Here is an 11575-nt window from a genome sequence, read left to right as displayed (position 1 = left end):
AGTGCGCTAAGATAAGTTGGTTTCGAAGTCCTGTTCGAATTGGTGTGGTGAGCGATAGCCCAGGGCGGAGTGCCGACGGTCGAGGTTGAAGTAGGTATCGAGGTAGTGGGCTACCTCCAATCGGGCTTCTTCGAGGGTGGCAAACGCGCCGCCATGGGGCAGCAATTCCGCTTTGAGCGTGCTCCAGCCCGCTTCGGCCTGGGCATTATCATAGGGGTTGCCTGGCCGGCTAAAGCTGGCCAGCGCCTGCGCTTGGGCGATGCGCGCACGGCAAGATGCACTGGTATACTGACTGCCGCGGTCGGCATGGATAATCAGGCCAGGAGCCGGCTGGCGGAGCGTCAGGGCCTGTTCGAGCGCGGTGAGTACCAGTTCCGTAGGCATCTGCTTGTCAAGTTGCCAGCCGACTACGCGCCGTGAGCAGGTATCCCGCCAGGTGGCCAGGTAGCACCAGCGCCCGCCGACCAGGGGCAGGTAGGTAATGTCGCCGACCCACACTTGATTAGGGGCAGTGGACGCGGGCTGGCCGAGCAACAGGTTTTCGGCCATGACAGCCGTTGGGTCAGCCATGGTAGTGCGCGGGCGTTGCGGACGGGTGCTCAGCGCGCGTAAGCCGTGGCTACGTAACCAGGTGCGCAGCGCACAGCGGCCCACAGCGTGGCCTTCGGCGCGCAATTCCGCCCGTAAGCGCCGGGTGCCATAGCGCTGCGCGTGGCGCGAGAAGGCCGCTTTGGCGGCGGACTCCCAGCCAGGTGCCGGTCGGTCTGCCCGGCCTAGCCATTGATAATAGCCAGCTGGACTGACGTGTAGCACGCGGCAGAGCACCTGCACCGGCTCGGTGGTAGCGACGTGCTCAATGAACTGGTAACGGCTCATGATTGAGGCGGTTGGGAGAAGATAGTCACGACTTTTTTAAAATATCGCGCTCCTGCTCCGCACGCTGTAGCTCGGCCCGCAAGCGCTTAATCTCCTCGCGCTCAGCGCTACTCGCACGGCCTCGGCCAACGCCTGACGCTGCCAGCGGCCTAGTAGGGCGGGCGACAGGCCCTGGGCACGGGCCACGTCCGTTTGCCGGGCTCCGGCCGCCACTTGGCGCACGCATTCCGCTTTAAAGGCCGGCGTGTATTTTTTGCGAGTTAGCGGCGAACCGCTCGAATGTGTTTTATCGGGCATGGGCAGTGGAAGATAAGACTTCGCACCGTCTGTTTTTACTCGACCACCTCAGTGTTCTATTGAAGTGAATAAGTGTCCTACTTTTTTCAGGAATAGGATACTCCACCAAGTGGATGAAATACTCTTCTCTTGCCTAAACCTGTCAGCATAACGGGCTCCCTAGTATAAGTTTACCTTTGCCACACTCTCACTGCGTAAAAGAACTCTTCAACCTATTTTTTCAACAGTTGCATTATTAGTTGTCTAAAATAAGCACGGCAGAGATCATGATTTTTCCGTCAAGGAAAGCGCGCTAGGCACTTTTGTGCACTTTTGCAGAGCATTAACAAGTGCTTCTGACTCTGTCCTAATCTTTTCGAAGGCAGATTTTGGGGCATGCTGAAGATATTTGAGCGCGGGTGCAACTGCACTAGAGTACGCCGGTGATGAAACTCTATCCGAAAATTCAGTGTAAGTAATTATTCTGTCTTTATCCATTGTCATTTCCGCAAGTTGCACCCTGTGATAATGCAAAAATTCTCCGTCATCTAAATTCCAATTAATGTTGTGCATTCTTAACTTTAATTCTCTTTTTAAAGAATCATTATAATCAAGTTTTGCATATATTCCTTTTATAACAAGTTGATGTTCATAGGCTAGTACCCGTCCGACAATATAAAGCCAAGTATGTGTATAATAATCATCTGACATCATCTCTTTACCAGACCAAAATCGCAGGTTATTCAACCTATAGTATAAAGATTCTACGCTATTTTGCAGCTGCAGAAGGTGAGTTTCAATAATTTCCTTCCTTTCTTGCCTACTAGCAGTTCGGCGCTGAAAGTAGTATTGAATGCCAGCTCCCCCTAGTGCCCCTAAAGCACCGAACAATAAGCCTTCTATTCCCTCTGCCACGATTAAGAAAATTATTTTTTACCTATTTATTCAATAGTAAGATTTTCTCCTGACACTTAAAAGTTGTACTAATTTGCAGATACCTAAATCTGAAAGTATATTCAGATAGGCAGCACCTAAGTAACAAGCAGCAAATTAGTTGGTGGAGTGTTTATCAAATTATGAGGCAACCACTCAGAAGAGCTACAAGCTGTTTGTAGTATATTCAATATGAGTTTACATTTTGTATAGCTCAGCTTTGACCCAGCTCGACGGTGCGGTTCTTATTGCTAAGTAGTATCACGGTTTTAACCTATGCTCGCCGGATTCAGACGCGCATAGGTCTGGGCTAATCGGTTCAATAAAAATCAGCACCACCTGCTGACGCGGTGCGTACAGGACTCAAAAAAAAGGGTAGTTACGGTATCTCTGGCTTCATTCTGCTTTTAGCCGTAGTACCACTAACCGGCAGATCATTAAAGCGAGGACAGACAATGATCTCACTAAGAGTGGCTAACAAAACCGTTTAACGGCCCGGAAGGTGATATTGTCACAGCCGAGCTTGGTAAGGGCAACTAGGGTGTCGTCGGACACTAGCAGCGCGTTGAGCGTGGCCCGCAGACCGGGTTGATCGAGCAGCGGCTGCAGGTGACGAAGCGATTTGCGGTGCGCCTGCTTGGCCGAGCTGCCCGCCAGCCGCTCCAGGGTGCCCATGGCCAGGCGCAGCAACCGGTGCTGGTGCAGCTTCTGGCACGCCAGGTTCAATAAGAGCCGCTCGTTGTCGTGCTCCAGCAGCCAGGGTTCTAGCCAGCCTTGTTCCAGTGGGGTCCACTTGCTCCAACCCAGGTGTTTGAAGGCGGCTTGTAGATGGGCCGTGCTCGTAGCCTCGTGACTGCCGTACCTAGCTAGGTTTGCTAACGCGCCAACGGACAGTTACCCGGCCACAAAGGCCCGCCGTTGGGTGGGTACGTTCCCCGACTAGACATCAGGTAGTTAGCTTAGGTACCAAGCCCCAGGTATAGGGCCACACCTAGTCAACTCGTGGTCCCACGGAAGGGACTACGAGTTGACTAGGTCCGCTTCGCTGAGGTGGAAGTGCTGGCGCCGGTCACGGCCTTCTTATAGCAGCGAGGGGATAAAGTTACTGTAAGCTACTCCAGGGGAGGCCTAGAAAGCCGTAACTTATTGACCTGCTGCAAAGTGCAACTTTCATAACATAGGGGGACTTAAAACAAGACTCAGAAAGACAGTCCAAAAACAAAACGGCTTTCAGGTTATTGAACCTAACTTTTTGAGCCAAACCGAATACTTTTTCAGGATACGTCCTATTTGTGAACCAGATTATTCCTGCTTTCGGCCGCTAAAGGCCTTACAGTAATTTTATCCCCCCGCTGCTATAAGAAGGCCTAAATGCGACATGCATTGTCAGCTATACAGAGGCGGATGTCTTTTGTACAGAGCTTTTTTAAACTAAAGGGTCCCTGCCGCACCATGTGAATAAGCAGACCGAGAAGGTGTAAACCATTATGAGCGATCAGGAAATTGAGAAGCTCTTGGTCGCCCACTACAAAAGCGAAGCTCAAGCCTAACCAGCGTTACTGAAGCTAACCTGCTCAAATTGCGCAAACTGCTCCCTTGGCTCACCGTCAGACAAACCGCCTGCTGGCGACAAATCAAGCAAATATACCTACGATAACTTCCACAAAGTCAGCACCGTCCAAAGCTTGTATGTGCTCAGCAAGCTATAAGAGGTCGCTGCCAATTTCAGCGGGGTTCAGGAGACGGTAAAGGGATGAATAATTTCAAAAGTTATTGACTAGAATGACTATAACGTGAAAAAATATCACAATAATTACATTGCACAGACAGACATGTTATAAAATTAGAAAAGCCAAAATGAGAAAGTTACAGCAACGTCTTGAGAGAGCCTTAATAGATATAAAGAGCACTGAGTGGAATCATTTTGAAAGGTTTGCATCAGGTTTCTTATCTGACGACTATCCGGATCTGAGAACCACTGCGTCTGGGGCAGGTGACTTAGGTAGAGATGCGGAATTATTCTCTTACGATGGAAAACCCAATATTATGTTCCAATATTCTGTGACACCTGATTGGAATTTTAAAATTAAGCAAACTATTAAGCGTATAAAAGAGAATTTTCCAAATATATTAATGTTAATATATGCAACGAACCAAGAAATCGGAGCAGGAGGTGATAAAATCAAAACCCTGATGCTTACTGATCACAATGTTATAGTAGATATAAGAGACAGAAATTGGTTTATTGAAAGATGCACGTCCAGCAAATCCAAACAAGAATCTTCAGAAAATCTGTATGATAAAATAATAGATCCTATTACACTAAATGAAAATATAATTTCTAATAATTCTGAAGTTTTTGATAATATAGAAAGTAGAGCTGCATTAGTATTTTTAGAACTTCAGCTTCAAGATGATACGCGTGATAAAGGACTCACGAAACTTTCATTTGAAGCTCTTGTTAGAGCAGCTTTAAGGGGCACTGATTCGAAGAATAGGCTGAGCAGATTATCTCTACATGAAAGAGTACATCTTATGTTACCAGCCCACGAAATGAGCGAAATACAAAAAAATGTAGATACTGCTGTTAATAGATTATCTAAAAAAGTTATAAAGCATTGGAAACAAGAAGATAACTTTTGTTTATCACATGAAGAAAATATTAGAATAAATGATCAACTATTGAGTATAAGCTTATCAGAAGAAAAATTATATGAAGAAATAAAATCAATAATATCAAAAATTATCTTAACTGATGACGAAACATTTAAAATAATATCAAAGAGATTAAAAAGATTAATAGAAACGTTCCTTTTGGCAAGAGGAGAAGTATTTGCTTCTACAGTCGAAAATAAAACACAGTATCAAATTAATAGAGAAGAAGACCTTGACAAATATATTATTAATGATATTAATAAAAATAAATTAACCAAGAATGAGGAATCATTAATTTCAAGCAAAGTATTAAATAGTTCTTATACAAATTTTTTATCAATTTCTATTGTATCTATACTAAGAGATTCTGGAGAAGAGCTAAGAACACACTTGCGTAGAATGGCAGACACTTATACAATGATGGCTTTTCTAAGAGAAACACCAGATGTGCAAAGTGCAGTTAATAAAATGTTTTCACATGGTAGTATATGGCTTGATACTGGCATAATTTTATTTCTACTTGCTGAATCTCTATCGGAAGAAGAATTACAATTTACGCTTCTAGTTAAGGCCGCAACAAAAACAGGTATTAGATTTTTTGTAACGCAAGGAGTATTAGAAGAAGTGGAAAGACACCTAAATAGGTGTATAACATATATAAATATGCCAAATAGCCAATGGGAGGGCAATATACCATTTCTATATTCTATATATATATAAAAAATGGAAATGACCCAAGCAAATTTATCAAATGGGTAGATAATTTTAAGGGACAACACAGGCCTTTAGATGATTTATCTGATTATTTGAAAGATATTCATGAAATAAGAATAGTTGACTTGCAACAAGAATACGAATCAGTTCCTACAGAATTAAGACATGCAGTCAAAGAAGCATGGACTGAGCTACATGAAACTAGAAGACAAAGAACAAAACAATTTGCTGATAATTTGTCTATTATAAAATTAGCAGAACATGATTCAGAAAATTACTTAGGTATAATGAAAAAACATAATGATTCTAAAGAAAGAGAGAACCCAATGGGGTATACCTCTTGGTGGCTTACGCTTGACAAAGCTGCATTCAGTATGTACAATAAAGTGAAAGGCACTAAATTATCATCTCACTTTATAATTTCTTCACCTGTTATGAGCCCTGACTTTTTGATTAATTATCTAGCGATTGGTCCAAACAGAAGACATATTTCAAAGGAACAGGAAAGTATATTACCCATATTACTGGAATTAAGAATCACTGACGTACTTACTAAAGATCTTGTATTAGTAGCAGAGAAAGTAAGGAACGAATACAACGATTTACCCGAGAGGACTATCAAAAGAAAAGTAAGAGACAAACTTGATGAAGAAAGAAGAAGACTAGGACATATTGCAATTGGCGGCTTCACAGCTATTGAAGCAGATTTATTAAGTAATCTCACCTCTCCACAATCATCTTCTAGCATTAATCAATAAGATATGACCCTCATAACTAATGAATGTTTGGCGCTTGGGATAAGCTATTAGTATATTTGAGCCTGCTCACCACCGCTCTCCGAGACGAGCTCCTTCCCTACCTGCTCCGAAGTCGACCCTAGCAGCAAGTGACGGTGAGTTACGGGGTCGCCGGTGAGTACTACCAGGCCAGTCAGAAGGTCGCCTTGCAAGCCGGCTTTAAGGCGATCAGTACCACAGACGACGAAGTGGTCTACCGCATCACGGCCGAGGACCTCGTGGCCAACCCGGTTCTCTAGCCTTCTCCTTTCACGCGCGTTCTACCTGATGCGCGCTCCTACTCCGAAGCCCACCGCTGTCCTTAGCGGTGGGCTTCTTCTTTTTACGGATTTTGGTCTCTTGGACATTTTATAAAGGAGCGTTTGTAAAATGTCCAAGACCACTACTTTTGCTCGAGGACCACTCCTGTTACCTCTCCCACTGCGATGCCCTATGTTGCCTACTACCGTGTCTCCACGCTCCAGCAAGGGCGGAGTGGGTTAGGGTTGGCGGCCCAGCAGCAAATGGTGCGCAGCTTCGTGAAGGAAGAAGCCGTGCTGGGGGAGTACGTGGAAGTAGAGAGTGGCAAGACCGCGGAGCGGCCGCAGCTGCGCCAGGCCTTGCAGCTGGCCAAGGCGCGCGGGGCGGTGCTGGTCATTGCTAAGCTGGACCGGCTCTCGCGCAACGTGGCCTTCATTGCCTCGCTGATGGAGTCGGGGGTGGAGTTTGTGGCCTGTGATCAACCCCAAGCCAATAAGTTTACCGTGCACATCTTTGCCGCCTTGGCCGAGCAGGAGCGCGATATGATCAGCGAGCGCACCCGCCGCGCGCTGCAGGTGTTGAAGAAGCAAGGCAAGCAGCTCGGCTCGCCGCAGAACCTGACCGTGGAAGCACAAGCGGAGGGGCTGGTTACGCGGCAGCGCAATGCCCGTCAGCACGAGGGTAACCGGCAGGCCACGGCCCTGATCCTGGCTCGGCTGGCGCAGGGACATAGTTACAACCAGATTGCCGCGGAGTTGGCGCACTTAGGGTTTCGCACACGGCGGGGGTGTGCCTTCACCCACAAGCAAGTGCAACGGCTGGCCCAGCGGGCGCAAGAAGGTTAGTCCACCTTAAATACCTCGTGCAGATATCGGGTGGTGACGGGTGCAATTGCAAGCGACGCGCTGCGTGAGTCGTGGGGCTGACGCCCAGTAAAGGGGTGAAAACACCCGAAAGTAAGTTAACATGCTAATTGATAAATAGTTATCTCCACGAACGTGAGAATGGGCGGTTCAAAAGGGGCAAAAACGACGCTTTTGTCGCGTTTTCACTACCTTCTTGCGTGCTCCTCAGGCGGTTATTCCAGTGTCAGGGGTGCACACGTATGGCGGCGACGGGTGGTGGAACGTTCTCCTGCCCTGTTCCTCGTCCTGTGCTGGCGATCGGTTCGGGACGGCAATTCTGGCGAGCCCGCGAGCCGGACGGCGAGGCCATCACTTGGTGCCCGTCTTACTCCGCCCTGGTCCCTAAAACGCGCGGTTGGTCGCCCATAGTGCTAGCAGATATCGGCCTTTTTCGGGTGCAATTGCAGGCGACTGACTGCGCGGGTCGTGGGGCTAACGCCCACCAAAGGGGCAAAAACCCTATGAAAATTAGTTAAAATCTTGACAGAGAATAGCTTAATTCAAAATTTGTGAGATTAGCCTTGTCAAAAGTGACCTTTTAAGAGAAATTCATCCCCTTTTTGCCCCATTTTAGGGTGCAATTGGGTTAATTAGGCTAAAAAACGCGTTCATGCAGCGTTTTTAGAAGTCCCGCCAGCACCGTTATACGCTGCTGATAGCAAGCTAGATTAAGCGGCTAAGCCAAGGTGTGGCTGGAATCGAAGTATCCAGGCAGGCTACTGATGCAAGCCGAAATGATTCAACCCGAATTTCGATGCAACATTAAGATTTGGTACATGACGATTGCGGCAGACAAAGCCTATTGGAAACAGATCAATCTTATTTACGCACCTCATGCAACAGCCCTCAGCCTTAGTCACAGAAACGTCAAGGTAATAGAGTCAAAGGTGCATGCTACACTCCTTTTCAGGTGATAGTACACAGTGTTAATATCCAACCCACCAAATTGAGGATTAGACTCCATATGTGGCTCTTCTAGGCGCAAACTTACTACTGTTTTAAGCCGGAGCACATACTTTATTTTAACATCTAATTTAGTTGCATAATAGTAGCCATGTGTGATATCAAATTAGCTATCACGTTTGACATTAATTTTGGCAGCACGTTTGGCTTCTTGTTTTAATAGTAAGTCAATGGCTTCCAGTATTAAAGAATTAACAGAAATAGTTTCGCGACTAGGATTTTCTTGAACTAAGCGCGCCTGCTTACGTGCATCTTTAAGTGCTGCTAGTTTATCTAGTTTTGATTGATAGAGTCTTAGCGTAAAAGCAGTCATACCATTTTCAACTTTGGGTTGAGCTTTTTCGGTAGGCGTGCTACCACCAGCCTCAATGAACGACTCAGCCTTGCGCATAGATGTGGGCATAGGTGGATTAGGTTTTTTCACGAGTAAGCAGTTGTAAGTGATTGAATAAAGAATTGACTTCAAAAGTGGCTTTAGTATCTGGTGGCGTTAGTTCTAATACTGAAAGCCCAAGTGCCAGTGCACGGTCAAAAACAATTCGATTACCAATAACTAAGGGTAAGAATGTAATGTGCACTAGGTTGCTTAGATAAGCAGCAGCATTCTGTCCAGCTGCTCCGCTCAAACCGTATGTATCGCTACGAGAGATGAATGAGAATGCTCGTAACTTAGGATTAACCTCTTGTGCTTGGCCAATCAACTCGTCTACCTTTTGGCTAGTCCAAAGGTCAGCAGCACGAGGCGGGAACGGTGTTAGGTAGGTGTCAGCAATGGTCAGCGCTGCGCGTTGGCTAGTAGAGTCGGTGCCGCCTACGTCTACCACTACATCATCATAATCGCGGGATATAGGCAAAAGTTGCTGGTGAAGTTTAGCGCCTGAGAGCGCTACAAGCTCTAATGGAGGCTGTCCGCTAAAATCACGGCGTACTTCATTGAATAAACTAGCTGTTCCTTGTACATCACCATCACAGTATAGTATACGCCGCTTTTGATGAAGCAAAAATACTGCTAGATTAGTTGCTGTGGTAGTTTTTCCGCTACCACCTTTATACCCTCCAACTACGTAAATCATAGCTATTTATGTAATATGAATGATATCATAAATGACCTTATACTTGAAGTATTATATGATATCTTACTAGGGGTCAAATATATTATCATATTTGACATTAACAAAGATGTCACACTTGCATTCTTTTTTGATTTCCTATTAGCTATCTTTAACCCTAATCAAGATGAGTATGCTTGATGTATCCTGGCTGAGTTAATCCACCTGTTCGCGGATTGCTGGAATGAGACCATTATGTAAGTTGGTAGAAGCTAGGAAAAGCAGTAAAGCCAAACAATGTATGTACATATGTTCGCACCCTGGTGTGCGCAGCCTTACGTTATAAGGCAACTGCATCACTATCATTAGAGATCCAAATCAAACTCAAAAAGAAGGAGATCTATTCCTTCCTTTTAAAGAAGTATTATTTAAATATTAAAGACTGCGTAAGTGAATGATTTATAGCTATTTATCGAGCTCTTCTGCGAGAGATGTACACTGGGGACACGAAGAATGTACAATAGGGACAATGACAAATACGAATAATGTACATCGGGGACACGAAGGATGTACAAGGGACTGTCCCTAACTGCGAAAGAAGTACATCGGGGACAAGTTTTGATAAACAAAGTCACGCTTCTTAACTAGCTTCACTGTACTACTATACTCTAATTACATGCAGTCTGCCTCTATTAAAGGAGTTAGTTTCGATAAGTCCAAAGGCAAGTGGAAAGCTCGTGCTCAGCGAGATGGGAAAACTGTGCACATTGGACACTTTGCTACGCAGTTGGAGGCTGCAAAAGCGGTGGAAAAGGCTACTTACTTAGCCCGCGATGTTGAAACAACTAGTCTGCATCCTAAACTACCGGCCGACCATGAGGCTATTGTAGCTCGAGCTCAACGTACCAAACTCGTAGCGCAGCATAATACGCTAGTAGAGACTCCTACCACGACTACGTTGCTAGAAGCTAAAATATTCGCGCTTATGCTGCGCTGTATTCGTAAAGGAGATTTAGAAGTACCTACAGCTGTAATTCCATTAAATGAGTTGTTTCCTAGTTATGGCGGGCACCAACATGAACTGTTAGAAGCAGCCATGTTACGGATGATGAGTGCTACCATTCGTGTACCTGAGCTTAATGATGAAGCTGTACATCTAGTTTCACTATGCGATTCAATGCGCTATGACCCAGAAACGAAGTTGCTGGTAGCCACTTTCGGTAAGGCAGTGGTTCCTTATTTGATAAACCTAGTAGGAAACTTCACGACGGCTGACGTAGACGAACTACTAGCCATCAAGAGTAATAATACGCATAAGCTTTATTGGCTAATGCGCTCTTGGCAATTCAAAAGCCCACATACTGTAAGTGTAGATGAGTTGAGGGAGTTGACTATGCCTAAGAAGACGCAGTATGAGCGCTACTCCGACTTCCGTAATAAAGTACTGCAGCCTTCAGTAGCAGAGCTTAATGAGCTGAGTTTCGATATTACTTATACGGAACGTCGTCAACGAGGGAAAGCTGTTACCTATATCACATTCAACATAGGAAAGAAGCCTCAGCCGACTAAGCAATTAGAATTGTCACTAGAGTCTGCTCCTTCAGTTGAACTTGTGTCGACGAACTTACTTACACCATTGCAACAAAAGGTGCAGAAGCGGCTGCACAAGCTTAAACTCACGGAGGCGCAGATTCGCAAGGTTCAGCATGTGCTTGCTGGTGATGAGGCGCAATTAACTACGTTGCTAAAAGAAACCTACCCGATCTTACGAGACTTCGAAACCAAGGCCAAGCCGGCCGAGAATGTAGCGGCCGCCACGATGGCCTTGTTGAAGAGTACATTCCCCACTATTTGGGCCGCTAACTAGCTGAATACTAGAAGGTATAAAATAGCATTTAGCTAGTTACATAGCTTTGTGCTATTATAGACTAGGTAGGGCATAGGGTACTTTCTATCTTTATTACGCTCATCCATCGTTGAACAGCCTATTCTTAATTGAGCTTGCTGTAAGTTCATCGTAACGCCACTTAATTGTGACAAGGGCACGTGATCGAGGGCAACAGAATGATTGATAACGTTCTGCAAAGGAGCGTGGCTGTTGCAGAACTCTATTTGCATTCTGGAGAAGCTATCCTTGGGGCCCTCTCAGAAAACGGAAAATATAGCA

11 protein-coding genes are annotated in these 11575 nt (G+C 45.6%); 5 read left to right on the top strand and 6 right to left on the bottom strand.

The annotated features are described in order from the left end of the window. Nucleotides 1–6: 6 nt before the first annotated feature. The 4 genes from BXP70_RS25575 to BXP70_RS25560 form a co-directional block, all read right to left on the bottom strand. A complete protein-coding gene (locus BXP70_RS25575; RefSeq protein WP_086596972.1) occupies nt 7–876 on the bottom strand; it encodes an IS3 family transposase in 870 nt (289 codons plus the stop codon). 36 nt (nt 877–912) lie between these two features. Next, nucleotides 913–1173 (bottom strand): transposase, encoded by a 261-nt coding sequence (locus BXP70_RS25570; RefSeq protein ID WP_086596971.1) that lies wholly within the window; start codon nt 1171–1173, stop codon nt 913–915. Between the two features lie 264 nt (nt 1174–1437). Beyond that, nucleotides 1438–2067, bottom strand: a complete 630-nt coding sequence (locus BXP70_RS25565) for a hypothetical protein (protein WP_086596970.1) — start codon at nt 2065–2067, stop codon at nt 1438–1440. A gap of 492 nt (nt 2068–2559) precedes the next feature. Further along, the gene (locus BXP70_RS25560) at nt 2560–2979 is read right to left on the bottom strand and encodes a DUF4158 domain-containing protein (RefSeq protein WP_086596969.1); all 420 of its coding nucleotides are present in this window, start codon (nt 2977–2979) and stop codon (nt 2560–2562) included. Between the two features lie 963 nt (nt 2980–3942). Between BXP70_RS25560 and BXP70_RS25555 the strand changes: the two genes are divergently transcribed. The 4 genes from BXP70_RS25555 (at nt 3943) to BXP70_RS25550 (ending at nt 7336) form a co-directional block, all read left to right on the top strand. Continuing rightward, nucleotides 3943–5460 carry a hypothetical protein gene (locus BXP70_RS25555; RefSeq protein ID WP_086596968.1) on the top strand — a complete coding sequence of 506 codons (1518 nt, stop codon included), beginning with the start codon at nt 3943–3945 and terminating at the stop codon, nt 5458–5460. Further along, nucleotides 5418–6212 (top strand): hypothetical protein, encoded by a 795-nt coding sequence (locus tag BXP70_RS29680; RefSeq protein WP_143436682.1) that lies wholly within the window; start codon nt 5418–5420, stop codon nt 6210–6212. Before BXP70_RS25555 ends, BXP70_RS29680 begins: the two co-directional genes overlap by 43 nt. 134 nt (nt 6213–6346) lie before the next feature. Next, the gene (locus BXP70_RS30065) at nt 6347–6490 is read left to right on the top strand and encodes a hypothetical protein (RefSeq protein WP_179197840.1); all 144 of its coding nucleotides are present in this window, start codon (nt 6347–6349) and stop codon (nt 6488–6490) included. A 186-nt stretch (nt 6491–6676) separates the two neighbouring features. Next, nucleotides 6677–7336: a recombinase family protein gene (locus BXP70_RS25550; RefSeq protein WP_086596967.1), complete on the top strand. Its 660-nt coding sequence runs from the start codon at nt 6677–6679 to the stop codon at nt 7334–7336. 1129 nt (nt 7337–8465) lie between these two features. Here BXP70_RS25550 and BXP70_RS25540 read toward each other — a convergent pair. Both BXP70_RS25540 and BXP70_RS25535 read right to left on the bottom strand, forming a co-directional pair. Continuing rightward, nucleotides 8466–8783, bottom strand: coding sequence for a hypothetical protein (locus BXP70_RS25540; protein WP_143436681.1), 318 nt, complete (start codon nt 8781–8783; stop codon nt 8466–8468). Further along, nucleotides 8770–9432: an AAA family ATPase gene (locus BXP70_RS25535; RefSeq protein WP_086596964.1), complete on the bottom strand. Its 663-nt coding sequence runs from the start codon at nt 9430–9432 to the stop codon at nt 8770–8772. Before BXP70_RS25535 ends, BXP70_RS25540 begins: the two co-directional genes overlap by 14 nt. 652 nt (nt 9433–10084) lie before the next feature. Here BXP70_RS25535 and BXP70_RS25530 point away from each other — a divergent pair. Continuing rightward, nucleotides 10085–11275, top strand: coding sequence for a RepB family plasmid replication initiator protein (locus tag BXP70_RS25530; RefSeq protein WP_086596963.1), 1191 nt, complete (start codon nt 10085–10087; stop codon nt 11273–11275). Nucleotides 11276–11575 lie beyond the last annotated feature (300 nt).

The organism is Hymenobacter crusticola (assembly GCF_002154225.1).
GTDB lineage: Bacteria > Bacteroidota > Bacteroidia > Cytophagales > Hymenobacteraceae > Hymenobacter > Hymenobacter crusticola.
This window is presented reverse-complemented; position numbering and strand designations above follow the sequence as displayed.